Source organism: Mesorhizobium sp. M0954 (genome assembly GCF_040319155.1).
Taxonomy (GTDB): domain Bacteria; phylum Pseudomonadota; class Alphaproteobacteria; order Rhizobiales; family Rhizobiaceae; genus Mesorhizobium.
In genome coordinates this window covers 183,292-202,963 of record NZ_JAMYNR010000012.1, presented here as the reverse complement: position 1 = coordinate 202,963, position 19,672 = coordinate 183,292, and the positions used below count along the sequence as shown (strand labels likewise).

The window sequence follows — 19,672 nt, the reverse complement described above, 5'->3', positions numbered from 1 at the left end:
CCTGATCACGCACAAGGTGGACTCTGGAGCTTAGGTCGAGCGATTGGTGTCACCCCACGAATCGCCGGCGCTAGAAGCTCAACGACGCCGCGCCGATAAGCGCGTTTCTCATTGAATGACTTTAAGCCCAAAGCCGGCAAATCGTCTGCTTGCCGGTTCCCCTGCGTCAGGCTTAACCTGCGTGCCATGCGTGGAGGCGCGTGCGGTTGCAAGGGGAGGACATAGCAATGACAATACAAGGCGCATCACCGGACCTGTACAATGAGGATCTCGCTCCGGCGAAGGTTCGAAACTGGGGACCGTTCTCGATCTTCAACGTCTGGACGTCGGACGTCCACAGCCTGTGGGGCTACTATCTCGCTGCCAGCCTGTTCCTGTTCTGCGGCGGCTTCGTCAACTTCATCATCGCCATCGGTATCGGTTCGCTGATCATCTATGCGTTGATGAACATGGTCGGCTATGCCGGCGTGAAGACCGGGGTGCCCTACCCGGTCCTGGCGCGTGCTTCCTTCGGCATCTGGGGCGCCAACATACCGGCGCTGGTGCGCGCCATCGTCGCCTGCTTCTGGTACGGCGCGCAGACGGCGGCCGCCTCCGGGGCGATCGTAGCCCTGCTGATCCGCTCGCAATGGTTCGCCGACTTCAACCAGAGCACACATTTCCTCGGCCACTCCGGGCTCGAGGTGATCTGCTTCGCCGTCATCTGGGCGCTGCAACTCCTGATCATCCAGAAAGGCATGGAAACGGTGCGCCGCTTCCAGGATTGGGCCGGACCGGCGGTGTGGGTGATGATGCTGATCCTGGCGATCTATCTTTGCATCAAGGCAGGCACCTTCGCTTTCACCAGCGACATCCCGATGGATGTGCTGCTGGAAAAGACAAAGGACGCGGGCGTGCCGGGCACGCCGGGCTCCTGGACCTCGCTGTTTGCGGTGGCCGCGATCTGGGTGACCTATTTCTCCGCGCTCTATCTCAACTTCTGCGATTTCGCGCGCTACGCCCCGGACAAGACATCGCTGCGCAAGGGCAACATCTGGGGCCTGCCGGTCAATCTTATCCTGTTCTCGCTGGTCGCCGGCGTTACGACGATCGCCGCCTTCGACGTCTATGGCGAGGTGCTGCTGCATCCCGACCAGATTTCGGCGAAATTCGACAGCTGGTTCCTGGCGGCGCTCGCAGCCCTGACCTTTGCGGTGGCGACGCTCGGCATCAATGTGGTGGCGAACTTCGTGTCGCCGGCCTTCGACTTCTCCAATGTCTTTCCACGCCAGATCGACTTCAAGAAGGGCGGCTACATCGCGGCGCTGATCGCGCTGGTGCTCTATCCATTCGCGCCCTGGGAAGGCAGTGCCGCCTCCTTCGTCAACATCATTGGCGCGACAATGGGGCCTATCTTCGGCGTGATGATGGTCGACTATTACCTGATCCGGAAGGGCGAGGTCGACGTCGAGGCGCTCTACAGGGAGAATGGCGAATTCCGCTTTCAGGGCGGCTGGCATGTCAATGCCTTCATCGCCGCCGGTATCGGCGCGGTCTTCTCCTCGATCCTGCCCAATTTCACCAGCCTGCTGCCGTCATGGTGGGGCGTCTATGGCTGGTTCTTCGGCGTGGCAATTGCCGGCGTCATCTACTACGTGCTGCGCACGATGGCACTCGGTGCCGGAGCCAGGATAGCCAAGGCCTGAGCGATTTGGGGCGGCGCGAGCCGCCCCGTTTATTCTGCGACCATCTTGGCCAGGCGGCGCACCGTATTCCAGTTGCGCGAGGTGCCGATGCCCAGGCGTTTGTGACTGACCGCCGCAAGCAGCCGCGAACTCGGCGTCTCGCTGGAAAAGACGATCCAGATGTCGCCGCCGACAATCCGCAGCTTCTCGTCCTTGCCGGCATACGCCTCAAGCGCCGCGGCGGTCTCGGCGGGAACGGGCGCCCGCATCACGCGCACCGCCACCTGGTCCGCGGCCTCAGCCGATTCGGCTGGGAACGGATTGCCGGCCGCCATCCTCAGCCAGCCGTCGGCGCGGCGCACGATGATGTCGACGTGGCGGCCGAAAGTCTTTGCGAACGTCACCTCCAGCCGCTGCTCCAACGCCGCAAGTTCTGTTTCTTGCGCCTCGAAAACCAGATTGCCGGTCGCCACCAGCGTGCGCGGGTTATTCAGACCCAGGCCTTCGGCCATCGCCTTCAGATCGGACATGACGACCCGCCGCCCCTCGCCCAGGACAATGCTGTAGAGCAGCGCGACGTAAGTTTGCATGGGCGGCTAGTTAGACCAGCCGCGACTGCTCTACCGCCGCCTCGATGAAGCTGGCAAACAGCGGGTGCGGATCGAGCGGCCGGCTTTTCAACTCGGGATGGTACTGCACGCCGATGAACCAGGGGTGGTCGGGATATTCGACCGTTTCCGGCAGCACGCCGTCCGGCGACATGCCGGCAAACACCAGGCCGCAATCCTCGAGCCGCTCCTTGTAGTCGACATTGACCTCGTAGCGGTGGCGATGGCGTTCGGAAATCTGCGTATCGCCATAGATCTCGGCGATCTTCGATCCCTTGGCAAGGTCGGCCTGGTAGGCACCGAGCCGCATGGTACCACCAAGGTCGCCGGTTTCCCTGCGCTTTTCCAGCATGTTGCCCTTCAGCCATTCGGTCATCAAGCCGACAACCGGCTCCTCGGTTGGACCGAACTCGGTCGATGATGCGTGCTCGACGCCGGCCAGCGAACGCGCCGCCTCGATGCAAGCCATCTGCATGCCGAAGCAGATGCCGAAATACGGCACCTTGCGCTCGCGCGCGAACTTCGCCGCCAGGATCTTGCCCTCCGAGCCGCGCTCGCCAAAACCGCCGGGGACGAGAATGCCATGGACCTTCTCCAGCCACGGCGCCGGGTCTTCCTTCTCGAATATCTCGCTTTCGATCCAGTCGAGCTTGACCTTGACCCGGTTGGCGAGGCCGCCATGCGACAGCGCCTCGATCAGCGATTTGTAGGCGTCCTTGAGGCCGGTATATTTGCCGACGACGGCAATGGTCACTTCGCCTTCCGGATTGTGGATGCGGTTGGACACCGCTTGCCACCGTTCCATGCGCGGCTTCGGCGCCGGATCGATGCCGAAGGCCGCCAGCACTTCCGAATCCAGCCCTTCATTGTGATAGGCCATCGGCACGTCGTAGATATGCGGGACGTCGAGCGCCTGGATGACGGCGCTTTCGCGGACATTGCAGAACAGCGACAGCTTTCTGCGCTCTTCCTTGGGGATCGGCCGGTCGGCGCGGACCAGCAGTATGTCGGGTGCAATGCCGATGCCGCGCAACTCCTTGACCGAATGCTGCGTCGGCTTGGTCTTCAGTTCGCCTGCCGTCGGAATGTAAGGCATCAAGGTCAGGTGGACGTAGACGGCGTTGTTGCGCGGCAGGTCGTTGCCGAGTTGGCGGATCGCCTCCAGGAACGGCATCGCTTCGATGTCGCCGACGGTGCCGCCGATCTCGCACAGCACGAAATCGTAGTCGTCATTGCCGTTGAGGACGAAATTCTTGATCTCGTCGGTGACGTGCGGAATGACCTGCACGGTGGCGCCGAGATAGTCGCCGCGCCGCTCGCGCTCGATGATGTTCTTATAGATGCGGCCGGTGGTGATGTTGTCCTGCTGGTTGGCCGAGCGGCCGGTGAAGCGCTCATAATGGCCAAGATCGAGATCGGTCTCGGCCCCGTCATCGGTCACGAAGACTTCGCCGTGCTGATAGGGCGACATCGTGCCGGGATCGACATTGAGATAGGGATCGAGCTTTTTGATGCGTGCGCGATAGCCCCGCGCCTGCAAGAGAGCCCCAAGGGCCGCTGCAGCAATGCCTTTTCCAAGTGAGGAAACCACGCCGCCTGTGATGAATACATATCGCGCCATGGGAGTCATCGCTTAACGCGGCCGAATTGATTCCGCCAGAGAAAAAACCGCCGCGAAGGCTTTTTCCCAAGAAGGCGCTCTGGTCGTTGGCGTATCAAAACAAAAGGGCCGGCGAGGCCGGCCCTTTTGGCACGATCTGTCAAAGCGTCAGATGATGACGACTTTGGTGCCTACTTTCACCCGGCGGTAAAGATCCATGACGTGCTCGTTGATCATACGGAAGCAGCCATTGGAGGCGCTGGTTCCGATTGACTGCGGCGCGATGGTGCCGTGAATGCGCAGGTGGGTATCTTTCTTGCCGTCGTAAAGATAGATGGCGCGCGCACCGAGCGGATTGTCGCCGCCGCCGGGCATGCCGTCCTTGTACTGGCCATAGTGCTTGGGTTCGCGCTTTTGCATATCCAGCGTCGGAATCCAGCGCGGCCATTCCTGCTTGTCGCCGACGGCAACCGTACCCTTGAACTGCAGGCCTTCCCGGCCGACCGCGATGGCATAACGGCGGGCGGTTGACGATGATTCGACGAGGTAGAGACGACGGGCGCTGGTATCGATGACGATGGTGCCGGGGTTGTAGCCGGTGAATTCGACCTCCTGCGGCACGAATTCCGGCTTGACCTTGAACTGCCGCTTGGCCTGCTTCCTTTCGAGCGCGGCGTCGAGCGCGCGTGTTTCCGGAAGCAGCGACATCGACGAAGAGGATGTGCCGCCGAACAGTCCCGCGAACAGCCCGACGCTCTGCGGCTTCTGCCCGACCGGTTCGCTGCGCAACTCGCCATTGTTGCCGGTCAGCGCAACGTTCATGGCCTCGGCCGGGATCGGCTCGGCCGACTGGATCGGCGCAATGGGCGTAATCGGTTCGATGATGTTGACGGTCTTCTTCTTGGCCGGCGTGGCGTCAGCCACCTTGGCCGTTGCGAGCGGCTGGCTCTTCTTGGCAAGGAACGCCTGGCGTTCCGCATCGGCTTTGCCTTTCGCCGCCTCGCGCATCGCCAGCTTCCTGGCTTCGAGTGCCTTGGCGCGAGCGGCGTCCTTGTCGGCTGCGATCTTGGCTTCGATCTTGCGGATCTGCGCAAGGTCGTCCGGCGTCGGATCTTTCTTCTTCTTGAGAAGCTTCAATTGCGCTGCATCGCTTTTGGCAGCGACCTTGACGACGTCGGTTGTTGTTGCGGCTTTGTGGGCCGAGTTTGCCGTCGGCATGGCCGCGAAAGCGGGCGCACCTAGGCTGAGCACGGCACAAAGGCCGGCAAAAATGAAGCTGCGAAGCTGCATGGGGAAGATCCGATCGTTCAATGCTTGTTGCCCACGGCGTCGCCCGGCGCCCCCCAAGGACGCCGAGAATGCCGCGTGCAACGTATAATCGATTAGCCGGAAGCGCCTCAAGCGTGAGGCGCAGTCGAATCTTCGTGATCGTGCGGCATTTGCCGCGACTGTGTTCAAACGACAACAGATCGCGGCATAAGTTGCCCTATTACTGGTTGGGGACCTGCGGCGTAGCCGGCGCGGTGGCGCCGTTTGTCGCTGGCGGCGTCGCCGGAGCGGTTGCCGGCGGCGTCGTTGCCGCGCCATTGCCGGACGGCGGGGTCGGCGCCGTGGTGCCTGAAGGCGGCGTCGGCGTCGTGGTTCCAGGCAATTGGTTGAGTACGCCCTTGCCTGCTCCGTCCGAGGTCGCCGGCACGCGATCGAGAATGTCGATCGGCTTCTCGCCATAGCGCGCAACGATCGACAGTGTCAGCGAGGTGACGAAGAAAGCGGCAGCCAGGATCGCCGTCGCCCGCGTCAGCGCATTGGCGGCGCCACGCGCGGTCATGAAGCCCGATCCGCCGCCGATGCCGAGGCCGCCGCCTTCGGAGCGCTGCAGCAGCACCACGCCGACAAGCGCGAGCACGACCATGAGGTGGACGACGATCAGTACGGTTTCCATAATTTACCCTGGCAAGGCCTTGTGCGGCCGCTGATTTGGAGGCGGCTCAATACAATGCTTTGACGGCATTTCCAAGCCCGTGGCCGGAATATGGGAAGCAATGCGTCCTTTGCAACGATTTCGACGCCGGCCGTCCGCTCAAATGCAGCAACCAGCCCTTGTATCAAGCGATGTTTCGATAGGCTTCCGCGATGCCGAGGAAGTCCGCCGCCTTTAGGCTGGCGCCGCCGACCAGCGCGCCATCGACATTCCTGACGCCGAGCAACTCGATGGCGTTGGACGGCTTGACCGAGCCGCCGTAGAGAATGCGCATCTTGGCCGCCGTATTGCCGAGCTTCCGTGCCAGTTCTTCGCGGATATGCGCATGTGCCTCGGCGACGTCGGCGGCGGTCGGGGTCAAGCCGGTCCCAATCGCCCATATTGGCTCATAGGCAATGACGGTGTTGGAAGCCGTGGCGTTTGGCGGGACCGAGCCAGCGACCTGGCGCGACAGCACGTCGAGCGTGGCTCCTGCTTCTCGTTCGGCTCTTGTCTCACCAATGCAGATGATGGCCACCAGCCCGGCGCGCCATGCGGCGGAGGCCTTGGCCTGGACCAAGGCATCGTCCTCCTTGCGATCGGCGCGGCATTCGGAATGGCCGACGATGACATGGCTGGCACCTGCATCCTTCAGCATCTCGGCCGAAATGCAGCCGGTATAGGCGCCGCTTTCCTCGGTGTGGCAATCCTCTCCGCCGGCCCGCACCGGCGTGCGCGACAGAATCTCGGCGGCGTGCGCAAGCAAGGTCGCCGGCACGCAGACCACCGCTTCGGTCTCGGCGTCTAGCCCACTCATGAAGCCGTTGCCGATCATCCTGATCTCGTTGAGCGAGGCGCTGGTGCCGTTCATTTTCCAGTTGCCGGCGACGAGCGGGCGGATTCCAGTGGTCATGGGATTTGTTTCTCCGGGCAATTTCCAGCTGGCCCTCACTATCAAAATCAGGCCACAAAGCAATCGACAGTGGGCAGGAAGGGCGCTATTGCGCTTGTTTCAGACTCGGCGCATGCGAAATGCGCAAAAATCGGAAGTACTCATGCTTGGTATGTTGAGAAGCGCGGCGGGGACCTGGGTCGCGAAACTGCTGCTGTCATTGTTGGTGTTGAGCTTCGCCATCTGGGGCATCTCGGGGCGGCTGATGGGCGGTCTTGCCGGCCATGACGCCGTGATTACGGCCGGAGGCACCAAGGTCTCGATCAACGAATACCGCCTCGCCTACGATCGCCAGCTCAGCGTCATGTCGCAGCAATTCGGCCAGCGCATCAGCCGTGAGCAAGCGACGGCGCTCGGCATCGACAACCAGGTGCTGGCGCAACTCGTGTCGGGTGCCGTCCTCGACGAGCAGGCCCGCAAGCTCGGCCTCGGCCTTTCCAAGGACCGGCTCGCCGAACTGACGCGTGAAGACCCGGCGTTCAAAGGGCCTGCCGGAACCTTCGACAGGAGAACCTTCGAGTACCTGCTTCGGCAGGTCGGCATGCGGCCGGAAGACTATTTGAAGAACCGCGCCCAGGTCGCGGTCCGCCAGCAGATCGTCGAGGCGGTTTCGGACGGCCTCAAGGCCCCGGATACATTCTTCAAGGCGGTCGCGCTCTATCGCGGCGAAGATCGCACCATCGACTACCTGACCTTGCCGAAATCGCTGGTCGAACCGATAGAAGCGCCGTCCGACAGCGCGCTTTCGGCCTATTTCGAGGAAAACAAGAAAACCTACGCCGCTCCCGAATACCGTAAGTTCTCCTATGTCAGGCTCGAACCGGAGGACATCATGGATTTGAGCGCGGTGACCGACCAACAGGTCAGCGACGACTACAATAAGAACAAGGCGCGCTACACCACGCCGGAGATGCGCACCATCGAGCAGCTTGTGTTCAAGACACCTGATGCCGCAAAGGCGACGCTCGATTCGCTCAGGACCGGCGCGACCTTCGACAAGATCGTCGCTGCCGAAGGCAAGACGCCGGCAGACACGCTGCTCGGCACGCTGGCCAAGGACAAGATCGCCGACAAGGCGGTCGCCGATGCTGCCTTCAAACTGAACGTCAATGAGGTCAGCCCGGTCGTACAGGGCGCCTTTGGTCCCGTTCTGCTGCGCGTCACCGAGATCAAGCCCGAAGTGGTGAAGCCGCTGGCCGAAGTGTCCGAGCAGATCCGCAAGGACCTGGCACTGGGCGAGGCAAGCCGCATCTTGCTGGACGTGCACGACAATTACGAGGATACGCGCGCCTCGGGCAGTTCGCTCGCCGAGGCAGCCGCCAAATTGAAGCTGAAGGTCGTCACCATCGATGCCATCGACCGCACCGGCCAACGGCCGGATGGAAGTATCGTCAAAGACCTGCCGGAATCGCCGGCACTCATCAAGGCGGTGTTCGAATCCGAACCCGGAACCGACAATGAAGGCCTCACCACCGCCGATAACGGCTTCGTCTTCTACGACGTGAGCGCGATCACGCCTGCCCGCGACCGCACATTGGACGAAGTCCGCCAGAAGGTCGTGGCCGACTGGACCGCGGCGGAGACCACCAAACGGCTCACCGCAAAAGCACAGGAGCTCGAGAAGCGTCTCAAGGCTGGCGTCACGCTCGAGGTGATCGCCGGTGAGCTCAAGCTCGAAAAGCAGACCAAGCGCGGCGTCAAGCGCGATGCGGACGACGTCGATTTCGGCAAGGAAGGCGCCGCCGCGATGTTCGGCGTCGGCGAAGGCGGCACCGGGTTGATCCCCTCGCCCACGGGCGACGGACAGATCCTGTTCAAGGTTGCCGAGGTATTCGAGCCTGCCGGGGCCGATGCCAGCTCAGTGCCCCAGGACGCACAGAAGTCCTTCACCTCCGGCATGTCCGACGACCTGCTCGACCAGTTGGTCGCGCAGTTGCAGACGCAATATGACGTCCGCATCGATCAGGCGGCCGTAACCCAAGCCCTGGCCAGATGAGCGCGCTGAAGATCCACATCGCCAAGGTCGCCGCCGGCAGCGCTCTTTCCTTCGAGGAGGCGCGCGAGGCCTTCGACATCATCATGTCCGGCGATGCTACCCCCGGCCAGATCGGCGGCTTCCTGATGGCATTGCGCGTGCGCGGTGAGACCGTCAGCGAGATCGCCGGCGCCGTCGCCACCATGCGCGCCAAGATGCTGCGTGTCGAAGCTCCCGAGGGTGCCATCGACATTGTCGGCACCGGCGGCGACAATTCGCACAGCGTCAACATTTCGACCGCATCCGCTTTCGTCATCGCCGGCAGCGGCGTGCCCGTCGCCAAGCACGGCAATCGCGGGCTGTCCTCGCTGACCGGCGCCGCCGATGTGCTGATCGCATTGGGCGTCAAGATCGACATCCCTCCGGAGACGATCGGCCGCTGCATCCACGAGGCCGGCGTTGGCTTCATGTTCGCGCCGGCGCATCACCCGGCGATGAAGCATGTCGGCCCGACCCGGGTCGAGCTCGGAACCCGCACCATCTTCAACCTGCTGGGCCCGCTTTCCAATCCGGCGAGTGTCAGACGGCAGATGGTCGGCGTGTTCCTGCCCGAATGGATCATGCCGGTGGCAGAAACGTTGAAGGAACTTGGTGCCGACCATGCCTGGATCGTCCATGGCGACGGCTATGACGAGATCACCACCACCGGCGAGACACTTGTCGCCGAATTGGCCGGCGGCGAGATCCGCAGCTTTACGCTGACCCCGGAAGCCGTCGGACTGAAGCGGCACACCAAGGACGAGTTGCGCGGCGGCGACGCCGCCCACAACGCCCAGGCACTGCGCGACATGCTGGGCGGCGCCGCCGGCGCCTTTCGCGATACGGTGCTGATGAATGCCGGCGCCGGGCTGGTGGTGGCCGGCAAAGCGACGACCCTCGCCGACGGCATGGTAACGGCGGCGCAGGCCATCGACAGCGGCCGCGCGCTGAAAGTGCTCGACAGGCTGATCGAGATTTCGAACGGTTAAAACCATGTCCGACATCCTGCGCAAGATCGAGGCTTACAAGCGCGACGAGATCACGGCGGCCAAGGCGCGCGTCCCGCTGGCCGAGATCAAGGCACGGGCGACGGATGCCGACGCGCCGCGCGGCTTTCTTTCCGCCCTTGAAGCAAAGCGCAAATCCGGCAGGTTCGCGCTGATTGCCGAAATCAAGAAGGCTAGCCCATCCAAAGGCCTGATCCGCGCCGATTTTGATCCGCCGGCGCTGGCCAGGGCCTATGCGAAGGGCGGTGCCGCCTGCCTTTCGGTGCTGACCGACGCACCCTCCTTCCAAGGCGCGCCCGAATTCCTCACCACTGCGCGCGCTGCCGTCGAGCTGCCTGCCCTGCGCAAGGATTTCCTGTTCGACCCCTATCAGGTCTACGAGGCCAGGGCATGGGGCGCCGATGCCATCCTGATCATCATGGCCAGCGTCGACGACGCGTTGGCAAGAGAACTCGAAGCGACAGCGTTCGGGCTCGGCATGGACGGGCTGGTCGAAGTGCATGACGAGGCTGAAATGGAACGCGCGCTGCAGCTGTCGTCGCGACTGATCGGTATCAACAACCGCAATCTCCGGACCTTCGAAACCAGCCTGCAGACCTCGGAGCGGCTGGCAGCGATGGTGCCGGCCGACCGCCATCTGGTCAGCGAGAGCGGTATCTTTTCGCACGACGATTGCCGCCGGCTGGAGCAGAGCGGAATTGCGACTTTCCTGGTCGGCGAGAGCCTGATGCGCCAGCAGGACGTGGCCGCGGCAACGCGCCTGCTGTTGACGGGCAAGGCGCCGGCAGAGGCCGTTTGAGGATGGCGGCCACCCTCACCCATCTTGGCGCGCAGGGCGAAGCCAACATGGTCGATGTCGGCGACAAGGCTGAGACGGTGCGCACGGCAATCGCAGAAGGCTTTGTCGCGATGCGGCCCGAGACGCTGGACATGATCCTCGCCGGCGACGCCAAGAAGGGCGACGTGCTGGGCACCGCGCGCATTGCCGGCATCATGGCGGCCAAGAAGACGCATGAACTGATCCCGCTTTGCCATCCGCTGCTGCTGACCAGGATATCTGTCGATATCGAGGCGGACGCCGCGCTGCCCGGCCTGAAGGTGACAGCATTGACCCGCGTCACCGGCAAGACCGGCGTTGAGATGGAGGCTCTGAGTGCCGTCTCGGTCGCTTGCCTGACCATCTACGACATGGCCAAGGCGGTCGACCGCGCCATGGTCATCTCCGGCATCAGGCTGGTCGAAAAGACCGGCGGCAAATCCGGCGACTACAAGATCACCGGAGACGGGGCCACCGAGGCAGGCCGATAATGGCGCTGGTCCCAGTTGCCGAGGCGCTCGAGCGCCTGCTGGACGGCGCAGCAGCGCTGCCGGGCGAACGCGTCGCACTGCTGGATGCCGCCGACCGCGTGCTGGCGGAGCCGGTTGTGGCGCTCCGCACCCAGCCGCCGTTCAACGCCTCCGCCATGGACGGCTATGCCGTGCGGGCGGCCGATATCGCGTCCGTACCGGCAAGGCTTTCGGTGGTCGGCATGGCGCCGGCCGGACGCGGCTTTGCCGGAACGGTGCAGCAGCGGCAGGCCGTGCGCATCTTTACCGGCGCGCCGCTTCCCGAAGGCGCCGACACTATCGTCATCCAGGAGAACGTCCGCGATCTCGGTGGCGGCAGGGTCGAAGTGACGGAACGGACGGTGCAGGGGCGCAACATCCGCCGCCTCGGGCTCGATTTCGCCAAGGGCGATGTCCTGCTGCCCAAAGGCCGCCTGCTCGACCCGGCGGCCTTGTCGCTGGCGGCATCGGCCAATCACCCCGAGGTGCGCGTGGTCAAACGGCCGCTGGTCGCCATCATCGCCACCGGCGACGAATTGCTGCCGCCGGGCAGCGATCTTGGCCCCGACCAGATCATCTCCTCCAACGCCTATGGTGTCGCCGCTGCCGCACAGTCGGTCGGTGCGCGCGCGCTCGACCTTGGCATCGCGCCGGACCGCAGGGAGGCGATCGCTGCGCTGGTTGAAAAGGCCGTGAAGGCTGGCGCGAACGTCATCGTCACGCTGGGCGGTGCCTCGATCGGTGACCACGACTTCGTCCATGACGTGCTGACCGGGCAAGGCATGACGCTCGATTTCTGGAAGATCGCCATGCGGCCGGGCAAGCCACTGATGTTCGGGCGGCTGGGAGACATTCGCTGCATCGGCCTGCCCGGCAATCCGGTGGCAAGCCTGGTCTGCACTCAGCTCTTCCTGAAGCCACTGCTGGCGCGGCTCGGCGGCCGCGCCTTTCAGCAGGATATACGTCGGGCACGGCTCGGTGCCGCCATGCAGGCCAACGATCTCAGGCAAGATTATCTGCGGGCTGTTGTCATAGATGACGCCGGTACGCTCGTGGCGACGCCGTTCGGCATCCAGGACTCCTCGATGCTGAAAATGCTGGCCGATGCCGACGGGCTGATCGTTCGCGCGCCGTTCGCGCCTGCCGCGGCGGCGGGCTCCCCCTGCGACGTACTGATGCTACGCTGAACCTGCCTCACTCCGAAATCAAGGTCCGGGTCAGCGGATGGTCTGGATCGGCCAAACCGTCGATGATGTTGAAATGATGCCGGCCAGGCTCGACCACCGAGCTGGTCGCGGTACCCAGGCCGATCCAGATGTTGGCCAGCAACGCGCTCTGACGCAGGAATTCGGCGCGCTCGCCGCCGCCGGCCCAGCAGGTCAGGCGGGCCTTGTCCATCGGGCGCAGCAGCACCGGACTTTCGGCCTGCGCCTCGGCCTCATCGATCGCCAGCGTCTCGTTCATGCCGGTGCGCATGATCGGGCGCAAATCGTGCACCCCCGAGATCGACACCACATGACGAACGCGCCGGACCACTTCGGTCGCCAGCGGCGTCGTCGCCGTAACCATCCGGCTAACAAGATGGCCGCCGGCCGAGTGCCCGGTCAGCATCAGGGGCCCTGCAACGATCGCCGCCGCCTTGCCGATCGCCGCGCCGACCTCCTTGACGATGCCGCCAATGCGTATCTGCGGACAGAGCGTGTAGGACGGCATCGCCACCGCATAGCCGCGATCAACAGGGCCAGCGGCAAGATGCGACCAGAAATTCTTGTCGAATTCCATCCAGTAGCCGCCATGGACGAACACCACGAGTCCCTTGGGCTTGATGGGAGGCAGGAAAAGATCGAGCCGGTTGCGTGGGTTGTCGCCATAGGCCATGTCCAGCCGCGCCCTGCCCTCGGTCGAAAGCACGTCGCGGAAAATCCGCGCGGGCTCGATCCAGGCCGCCGGCCAGCGATCGCTGCCGGCTATGTTGGCGCCGTTGGCATAGGCGTTGTCCCAATCTGCAATGTGACGTTCGAACACCCTGCGCCCTCCCTGGCATATGGCCTTGCAGCGTAGCCGTAAGCATCGCGCGGCGCGTCGTCGCCAGCCTCACGATTCCAGCTCTCGCATCAATCTCAAGTGACAGCTGCTTTGATGGCGAAGCGCGCATCCTTCCACGCACTGGTGTGCAGGATGTCCTCAAGCACTTTGACGGCCTGCCAGACATCGGCATAGCCAACATAGAGCGGGGTGAAGCCGAAGCGCATGGTCGATGGCGCGCCAAAATCGCCGATCACGCCACGTTCGATCAGCGCGCGCATGACCTGGTAGCCATGCTCATGCATGAATGAAATCTGGCTGCCGCGTTTTTCCCCATCGCGCGTGCTTTCGAGCGTGAGCCCGTAAGTGCCGCACTTTGCCTCGACAAGCTCGATGAACAGATCCGCCAGCGCGATGCTCTTCTTGCGCACCGCCGTCATGTCGACATCGTTCCAGATGTCGAGCGCGCCCTTCAGCGTGCGCATCGACAGGACCGGCTGCGTGCCGCACAGAAACCGGCGGATGCCGGTGCCGGCCGCATAGCCTGGCTCGAAGGCGAAGGGCCGTGCATGGCCCCACCAGCCGGTGAGCGGCTGCTGGATGTCGGAAAGATGCCGCTCAGCCGCATAGATGAAGGCAGGCGCGCCGGGGCCGCCATTCAGATATTTGTAGGTGCAGCCAACGGCAAAATCGGCGTTTGCCTTGTCGAGCTCGACTGGCATCGCGCCGGCGGTGTGGCAGAGATCCCAGACGATCATCGCCCCGGCTTCCTGAGCCCTGCGCGTCAGCGCCGGCATGTCGCGCAGTTCGCCCGACTTATAGTTGACGTGGTTGACCAGCACCACGGCGGTGCGTTCGTCGATCAGATCTTCGATGGTCGGCGCGTCGACCCCCGAGAGGCGCAGCAGCGTATCTTTTCGCGTCGAAACCACACCCTCGGCCATGTAGAGGTCCGTCGGAAAACTATCGCCCTCGGCGACGATGACCTGCCGCTCCGGTCGCATGGCCATGGCGGCGTGCAGCAGCTTGTAGATGTTGACCGATGTCGTGTCGCAGACCACTGTCTGGCCGGCCGCGGCACCGATCAGGCGCCCGAGCTGGTCGCCAAGTTCAAGCGGCATGTTGAACCAGCCGGCCGTGTTCCATGCGCGGATGAGATCATGCGACCATTCTTCGGTCGCGGCCTTGTGCAGTTCATCGAAAGCGGTACGTGAAGCAGCTCCTAGCGAATTGCCGTCGAGATAGATCACTCCTTGCGGCAACACAAAGCGGTCGCGCATCGCGCGCAGCGGATCCGCGGCATCCATCGCCTTTATGGCCACGAGATCGGGAATTCCTGTCATGATTTGTCTGCTCCCCCAAGATCCAACGCAACGCCGGACACGCATCGACTGTTCTTCCATTACCTGGTTGCGCGCAGCAAGGCTCCACCGGCGAGAAGCAGCCTGACCAGGCGGTGGAAACTGGGACTTAACCCGAGGTTGGCGTTTTGAGTTCGTTTCGTTCACGGTGCATCGACCAAACCGCACAGTCGATAAGGGTTCAATTCCGTGCCTTTTACCGACCGACGGCCGATGCCAGCGCCGCCTTCTAGGAGGCCAGAAGGGCGCAAACGAAAGCAGAATCAAGGCGATGAGGCTCGCGGCGGTGAAAATGCGGTACGCCGGTAGGGGACGTCGTTTGTTTCCCGAGCCTTAACGCATTCATTAAACTTTAAACAGTTGCGGAACACAACTGGAACAGATAGTGTTTGTTCTGGGTTTGTTTTTCTGATTCTGTTGGGGGTCGCTATGCTGACACGCAAACAACACGAACTGCTTATGTTCATCCACGAAAGGTTGAAGGAAAGCGGTATCCCGCCTTCATTCGACGAGATGAAGGAAGCGCTCGACCTGGCTTCCAAATCCGGAATCCACCGGCTGATTACGGCGCTGGAGGAGCGCGGCTTCATTCGCCGTTTGCCCAACCGGGCCCGTGCGCTGGAGGTGCTACGCCTGCCTGACTCGATCGCCCCCGGCCTCAATGCGGCACGCAAGTTCTCGCCGAGTGTCATCCAGGGCAGTCTTGGGCAAGGCGCCCCTCGGCAAGGCAAGCCGACATCGTCGCGCGTGCCCGCAGCCGGAAATGACGACGATGTCGTCGCCGCCGTTTCGATCCCGGTGATGGGCCGCATCGCTGCCGGTGTGCCGATCGACGCCATCCAGCACCAGACGCATTCGATTTCGGTGCCGCCGGATATGATCATGGGCGGCGAGCATTATGCGCTTGAGGTCAAAGGCGATTCGATGATCGAGGCCGGCATTTTCGACGGCGACACGGTGATCATCCGCAATGCCGATACGGCGAGCCCCGGTGAGATCGTGGTGGCACTGGTCGACGAGGAGGAAGCGACGCTGAAGCGGTTCCGCCGCAAGGGCGCCTCGATCGCCCTGGAAGCCGCCAATCCGGCCTACGAGACGCGCATCTTCGGACCAGACAGGGTCAAGGTGCAGGGCAAGCTCGTCGGACTGATCCGCCGCTACTGAGCTCCGCCCTTGGCGCCGGCTTTGGGGTTGTCGGCCCGGCGGTATGGCGGCAGGCCCCGTGCCGCGCGTGAAAATTTCCGCTGCACGTGCCAGGGCCGGTATGATTTTTCGACGGCGAAGCGGATCTCGGCGCGTGTTGCCGCTTGTGGATCGAAATAGACGGCGGCACTTCCCGCGCGCGCCAGTTGCCGTTTGGTGACGACGAGGACCAGCCGGTCGTAGTAGCAGGGGTTATGGGCGGTGGCGTCGTCGATGACGATCAAGCTGGCAAAGGCGCAGGCTGGCCGCGCAGTATCGCGGTCCTTGGCTTGCGCGATGATCGCGCCGGATGGATGCCTGGCAAGGCAGAGGCCGTCCGTGCAAATGAACGGCATGCCCGGCGGTAGGTCGGCCGGATCGGCAATGTCGAATTGCGGGTCGTTCTTTCCAGGTGTTTCCGGCGCGACGATAGCCTCTGATGTGAGCGCGCGTTTCCAGTTGTCGATGGTGAACTCATTCGGGCGTGCCCGGTTGACCGCGAGTTCACCGCTGCCGATCGGCAGCGCGACCAGCCGTGCGTCCTCCGAGACCAATACGTCGGGTATGCGTGTCTGCGTTGTCGTCAGCAAGCCGGCGAGCGCAAAAGGAAGTGCCGCCAGCCGCAACCACGTCGTCGCCATGCTGGCAATGACGAGGGCGATCGTCACCAGAAGGACGGATCTCAGCGAAATCAGCCCGACCGCATCGATCGGCGAGCGCTCCGAGATCCACCCGGACAGGGCGATCATCGCCGTCAGCCCCTTGCCCATGACATAGAGAAAAGGGCCATCCGCACCGAACGGCATCGCCAGCGCGCTGAGAACGGCGAAGGGCATGACGACCAGTGACACGATGGGCATGATGGCCAGATTGGCGAACAGGCTGAGCGGCGCCACGCGCTGGAAATGCCATATGGCGAAAAGCGCCGTGGCGCTCCCTGCAATGATCGAGGTCATCGCCAGACCGCACATGCCCAGCAGGACCTTTCGAGTGGCAAAGCGTAGCGGCGACTGCCGCGGCGGCGGCGTGGTGGCCCTGCCGGCGCGGTAATCGGACCAGCCTGCATAGGCGCCGACAAGGGCCGCCGTCGCGGCGAAGGACATCTGGAAACTCGGACCGACCACCTCGTGCGGCGACACCAGGATGACCGCGATGGCCGAGATCGCCAGGTTGCGCATGGTGAGCGCGGCCCGGTCGAACAGCACGGCGATAAGCATCACCGCCAGCATGATGAAGCTGCGTTCGGCCGCCACGACAATGCCGGAAAAGACGAGGTAGGCCGCAATCGAAAAAAGCGCGGCGGCCGCGGCATATTTCTTGACCGGCCGTCGCGATGAGAAATCGGGAAACAGCGCGAAGGCACCCCGCAGCAGCGCCATGATGGTGCCGGCGACCAACGCCATATGCAGCCCCGAGATGGAGATGATGTGGTAGATGCCGGTGCGCCGCATCGCTTCGTTGATCTCCTCGGGAATGCCGGCGCGCACGCCGACGATCAGCGCAGTAGCAATCTCGCCCTCGGCACCGCCGATGCGGCTGCGGATATGGTCGGCGATGGATTCACGCGCGTCTTCGATCGCGGAAGAAAGCTGCGCGGCAAGCGGCATGCTGTCCGACGACACGATTTTCGGATTGCCGAGAAAAAAGCCGCTGCCGCCGATACCGGCGAAATAGCTGTCGAAGGAGAAATCATAGCTGTCGGGCCGCACCGGGCCGGTCGGCGGCAGCAGCCGCACATAGCCGGTGATCTCGGAACCGGCGGTCAGCTCAGCCGGTATCTTCATCGCCGAAACGCGGACCCGTTCCGGCATGTAGCGCAGTGTCGGCCTGGCGGTTGAGATCACATCGATTGTCAGCCTGATGCGGCCGCTCGCCATGGACTCGTACGATACGACGCGACCCGTCAGCCGCGTCGAGATTTCGGAGCCGAGCATATGCGTTCCGACACGCCATGTTTCGAACTTGGCGGCAAGTACGCCAAGCGCGCAGAGCAGCGCCACCATGAAGCACAGGCGCGTCCTGGGCCATGACCGCGAGACGACGGCACAAAGGGTCGCGAGGAGCGCGATTGCGATCGGCTGTGGAAAGGCCGGCTCCACCGACAGCCCGAAATAAACGACCACCCCGCATGCGAGGAACACCGGCACCAGCAGGAAGGCGATGCCGCGGTCGAGTTCCAGACCGGCCGCTGTGGTTACGCTGTTGCGGATACGGGACGGTGACGGGAGGCGGAAACGCCTGCGCAGGCGTACGATAGGCTCGCCCGCGGGCACGAGAACCGTTGCTGGGTCGCTGGCCGGCAGCGACGGAGCATCGAAGCGCGGAGCAGGTAGCAATGCCGGTGCCGGCAGGACAGGCGGGGGAGCGGCAAACAGCAAGCGTTCGCTGACGTCGCTGCCAACGTCCTCGCCCTCGCCCGCACCACGGCCTCGCACAGCCATCGGGTCTGCCCCTTGCGCCCTCGACCTCCTATGCTACATGAACGCGCAACGCGCGAAAGTCCGCAAACCCACTTCCTTCGCCCGCCTGAGAGTTCCATGCCCGATAAGGTCGTCACCCGTTTTGCCCCCTCGCCCACCGGCTATCTGCACATTGGCGGCGCGCGCACGGCGCTGTTCAACTGGCTGTACGCCAAGCACACGGGCGGCACGATGCTGCTGCGTATAGAGGATACCGACCGTGAGCGGTCGACGGATGCGGCGACGGCAGCCATTCTCGACGGGCTTTCCTGGCTCGGACTCACCTGGGACGGCGCGCCTGTCTCGCAGTTCGAGCGCGCGCCGCGCCATCGCGAGGTGGCCGAGGAGCTGGTGCGCGTGGGCAAGGCCTATTACTGCTACGCGACGCCGGCGGAGCTGGAGGCGATGCGCGAGGCAGCGCGAGCCAAGGGGCTTCCGCCCCGCTATGATGGGCGCTGGCGCGACCGCGACCCGTCGGAGGCGCCGCCCGGCGCCAAGGGGGCGATCCGCATCAAGGCGCCGACAGACGGCGAGACGGTGGTGCATGACCGCGTCCAGGGCGACGTGCGCTTTCCCAACAAGGATCTCGACGATTTCATTATTCTGCGCTCGGACGGCAATCCCACCTACATGCATGCCGTCGTCGTCGACGATCACGACATGGGCATCACCCACATCATCCGCGGCGACGATCATTTGACCAACGCCGCACGCCAGACCGTAATCTATCACGCCATGGGCTGGGAGGTGCCGTCGATGTCGCATATCCCGTTGATCCACGGTGCCGACGGCGCCAAGCTGTCGAAGCGGCACGGTGCGCTTGGCGTCGAAGCCTATCGCGCCATGGGCTACCTGCCGGAGGCGCTGCTCAACTATCTGGCGAGGCTTGGCTGGAGCCACGGCGACGATGAGATCATGTCGATCGCCGACATGATTACATGGTTCGACATTGGCGACGTCAACAAGGGCGCCGCCCGTTTCGACTTCGCCAAGCTCGAGGCGCTTAACGGCGTGCATATGCGCCGGATGAACGACGCGGCGCTGCTCGACATCTTCATCGCCACTCTGCCCTATCTAGAAGGCGGCCCGGCAATCGCCGCTCGCCTCGACGACAGACGCAGGGCGCAACTGCTTGCCGCGTTGCCGGGCCTGAAGGAGCGCGCCAAAACGCTGGTCGAACTTGTTGAAGGGGCTGCATTCCTTTTCGTCGAACGGCCGCTGCCGGTCGACGAGAAGGCGGCGGCGCTGCTCAGCGGTGAGGCGCGCGCGATCCTGCGGGGCGCTCATGCGGCACTAGCCACGGTTTCGGCGTGGTCTGCCGCCTCAGCCGAAGCCGCGATCCGCGACTATGCGCAGGCCGCCGGCCATAAACTCGGCGCCGTGGCCCAACCTTTGCGCGCCGCGCTCACCGGCAAAAGTACCTCGCCAGGTGTGTTTGATGTGCTTGCCGTGCTTGGCCGCGAGGAAAGCCTGGCGCGGATCGCTGATCAAATCGATTAGCAAACTGGCCCAAG

Annotated in this window: 16 protein-coding genes; 8 read left to right on the top strand and 8 right to left on the bottom strand. The window is 63.7% G+C overall.

What is annotated here, in order from left to right:
• The first annotated feature begins 227 nt into the window (after positions 1–227).
• Complete coding sequence (locus tag NKH93_RS18690; RefSeq protein ID WP_352971314.1) at positions 228–1,685, top strand: NCS1 family nucleobase:cation symporter-1; 1,458 nt, start codon at positions 228–230, stop codon at positions 1,683–1,685.
• Positions 1,686–1,714: 29 nt separating this feature from the next.
• Here the strand turns inward: NKH93_RS18690 and NKH93_RS18685 are convergent, their stop codons facing one another.
• The 5 genes from NKH93_RS18685 to tpiA all read right to left on the bottom strand — a co-directional run bounded on the left by NKH93_RS18685 (position 1,715) and on the right by tpiA (position 6,745).
• Positions 1,715–2,254, bottom strand: coding sequence for a DUF1697 domain-containing protein (locus tag NKH93_RS18685; protein WP_352971312.1), 540 nt, complete (start codon positions 2,252–2,254; stop codon positions 1,715–1,717).
• Between the two features lie 10 nt (positions 2,255–2,264).
• A complete protein-coding gene (gene pyrG / locus NKH93_RS18680) occupies positions 2,265–3,893 on the bottom strand; it encodes a CTP synthase (RefSeq protein ID WP_352448839.1) in 1,629 nt (542 codons plus the stop codon).
• Between the two features lie 147 nt (positions 3,894–4,040).
• Positions 4,041–5,162: a L,D-transpeptidase gene (locus NKH93_RS18675; RefSeq protein ID WP_352502401.1), complete on the bottom strand. Its 1,122-nt coding sequence runs from the start codon at positions 5,160–5,162 to the stop codon at positions 4,041–4,043.
• Positions 5,163–5,361: 199 nt separating this feature from the next.
• The gene (gene secG / locus NKH93_RS18670; RefSeq protein ID WP_254817294.1) at positions 5,362–5,814 is read right to left on the bottom strand and encodes a preprotein translocase subunit SecG; all 453 of its coding nucleotides are present in this window, start codon (positions 5,812–5,814) and stop codon (positions 5,362–5,364) included.
• Between the two features lie 163 nt (positions 5,815–5,977).
• On the bottom strand, positions 5,978–6,745 hold the full coding sequence (gene tpiA / locus NKH93_RS18665; protein WP_352474263.1) for a triose-phosphate isomerase: 768 nt from the start codon (positions 6,743–6,745) through the stop codon (positions 5,978–5,980).
• Between the two features lie 142 nt (positions 6,746–6,887).
• On the opposite strand from tpiA, the gene NKH93_RS18660 reads away from it, so the two are divergent.
• Genes NKH93_RS18660 through NKH93_RS18640 form a run of 5 tightly spaced genes read left to right on the top strand, consistent with a single transcriptional unit; the run spans position 6,888 to position 12,318 of the window.
• Entirely contained in the window at positions 6,888–8,780 is a 1,893-nt protein-coding gene (locus NKH93_RS18660; RefSeq protein WP_352772201.1) for a SurA N-terminal domain-containing protein, read from the top strand.
• Positions 8,777–9,787, top strand: a complete 1,011-nt coding sequence (trpD, locus tag NKH93_RS18655) for an anthranilate phosphoribosyltransferase (protein WP_352616138.1) — start codon at positions 8,777–8,779, stop codon at positions 9,785–9,787. The genes NKH93_RS18660 and trpD overlap by 4 nt, the downstream gene beginning before the upstream one ends.
• Before the next feature lie 4 nt (positions 9,788–9,791).
• The gene (trpC, locus tag NKH93_RS18650) at positions 9,792–10,604 is read left to right on the top strand and encodes an indole-3-glycerol phosphate synthase TrpC (RefSeq protein ID WP_352772199.1); all 813 of its coding nucleotides are present in this window, start codon (positions 9,792–9,794) and stop codon (positions 10,602–10,604) included.
• Positions 10,605–10,606: 2 nt separating this feature from the next.
• Positions 10,607–11,113, top strand: coding sequence for a cyclic pyranopterin monophosphate synthase MoaC (gene moaC / locus NKH93_RS18645; RefSeq protein ID WP_352971309.1), 507 nt, complete (start codon positions 10,607–10,609; stop codon positions 11,111–11,113).
• Positions 11,113–12,318 (top strand): molybdopterin molybdotransferase MoeA, encoded by a 1,206-nt coding sequence (locus tag NKH93_RS18640; RefSeq protein WP_352971307.1) that lies wholly within the window; start codon positions 11,113–11,115, stop codon positions 12,316–12,318. The genes moaC and NKH93_RS18640 overlap by 1 nt, the downstream gene beginning before the upstream one ends.
• Positions 12,319–12,325: 7 nt before the next feature.
• On the opposite strand, the gene NKH93_RS18635 is transcribed toward NKH93_RS18640, so the two are convergent.
• Both NKH93_RS18635 and kynU read right to left on the bottom strand, forming a co-directional pair.
• On the bottom strand, positions 12,326–13,156 hold the full coding sequence (locus NKH93_RS18635; RefSeq protein ID WP_352971306.1) for a hormone-sensitive lipase: 831 nt from the start codon (positions 13,154–13,156) through the stop codon (positions 12,326–12,328).
• Between the two features lie 95 nt (positions 13,157–13,251).
• Entirely contained in the window at positions 13,252–14,499 is a 1,248-nt protein-coding gene (gene kynU / locus NKH93_RS18630) for a kynureninase (RefSeq protein ID WP_352971304.1), read from the bottom strand.
• Between the two features lie 447 nt (positions 14,500–14,946).
• On the opposite strand from kynU, the gene lexA reads away from it, so the two are divergent.
• Positions 14,947–15,681: a transcriptional repressor LexA gene (lexA, locus tag NKH93_RS18625; RefSeq protein WP_023674949.1), complete on the top strand. Its 735-nt coding sequence runs from the start codon at positions 14,947–14,949 to the stop codon at positions 15,679–15,681.
• Here the strand turns inward: lexA and NKH93_RS18620 are convergent.
• On the bottom strand, positions 15,675–18,140 hold the full coding sequence (locus tag NKH93_RS18620) for a ComEC/Rec2 family competence protein (RefSeq protein ID WP_352772193.1): 2,466 nt from the start codon (positions 18,138–18,140) through the stop codon (positions 15,675–15,677). The genes lexA and NKH93_RS18620 overlap by 7 nt on opposite strands.
• A 96-nt stretch (positions 18,141–18,236) precedes the next feature.
• Between NKH93_RS18620 and gltX the strand changes: the two genes are divergently transcribed.
• Positions 18,237–19,658: a glutamate--tRNA ligase gene (gene gltX, locus NKH93_RS18615; RefSeq protein WP_352971300.1), complete on the top strand. Its 1,422-nt coding sequence runs from the start codon at positions 18,237–18,239 to the stop codon at positions 19,656–19,658.
• The last annotated feature ends 14 nt before the right edge of the window (positions 19,659–19,672 follow it).

Bases quoted from the DNA above. Each gene is read 5' to 3' on its own strand.
- pyrG (WP_352448839.1), bottom strand. From the start codon at position 3,893: ATGGCGCGATATGTATTCATCACAGGCGGCGTGGTTTCCTCACTTGGA.
- gltX (WP_352971300.1), top strand. From the start codon at position 18,237: ATGCCCGATAAGGTCGTCACCCGTTTTGCCCCCTCGCCCACCGGCTAT.
- lexA (WP_023674949.1), top strand. From the start codon at position 14,947: ATGCTGACACGCAAACAACACGAACTGCTTATGTTCATCCACGAAAGG.
- tpiA (WP_352474263.1), bottom strand. From the start codon at position 6,745: ATGACCACTGGAATCCGCCCGCTCGTCGCCGGCAACTGGAAAATGAAC.
- kynU (WP_352971304.1), bottom strand. From the start codon at position 14,499: ATGACAGGAATTCCCGATCTCGTGGCCATAAAGGCGATGGATGCCGCG.
- NKH93_RS18660 (WP_352772201.1), top strand. From the start codon at position 6,888: ATGCTTGGTATGTTGAGAAGCGCGGCGGGGACCTGGGTCGCGAAACTG.
- NKH93_RS18620 (WP_352772193.1), bottom strand. From the start codon at position 18,140: ATGGCTGTGCGAGGCCGTGGTGCGGGCGAGGGCGAGGACGTTGGCAGC.
- moaC (WP_352971309.1), top strand. From the start codon at position 10,607: ATGGCGGCCACCCTCACCCATCTTGGCGCGCAGGGCGAAGCCAACATG.
- NKH93_RS18690 (WP_352971314.1), top strand. From the start codon at position 228: ATGACAATACAAGGCGCATCACCGGACCTGTACAATGAGGATCTCGCT.
- secG (WP_254817294.1), bottom strand. From the start codon at position 5,814: ATGGAAACCGTACTGATCGTCGTCCACCTCATGGTCGTGCTCGCGCTT.
- NKH93_RS18640 (WP_352971307.1), top strand. From the start codon at position 11,113: ATGGCGCTGGTCCCAGTTGCCGAGGCGCTCGAGCGCCTGCTGGACGGC.
- trpC (WP_352772199.1), top strand. From the start codon at position 9,792: ATGTCCGACATCCTGCGCAAGATCGAGGCTTACAAGCGCGACGAGATC.
- trpD (WP_352616138.1), top strand. From the start codon at position 8,777: ATGAGCGCGCTGAAGATCCACATCGCCAAGGTCGCCGCCGGCAGCGCT.
- NKH93_RS18675 (WP_352502401.1), bottom strand. From the start codon at position 5,162: ATGCAGCTTCGCAGCTTCATTTTTGCCGGCCTTTGTGCCGTGCTCAGC.
- NKH93_RS18685 (WP_352971312.1), bottom strand. From the start codon at position 2,254: ATGCAAACTTACGTCGCGCTGCTCTACAGCATTGTCCTGGGCGAGGGG.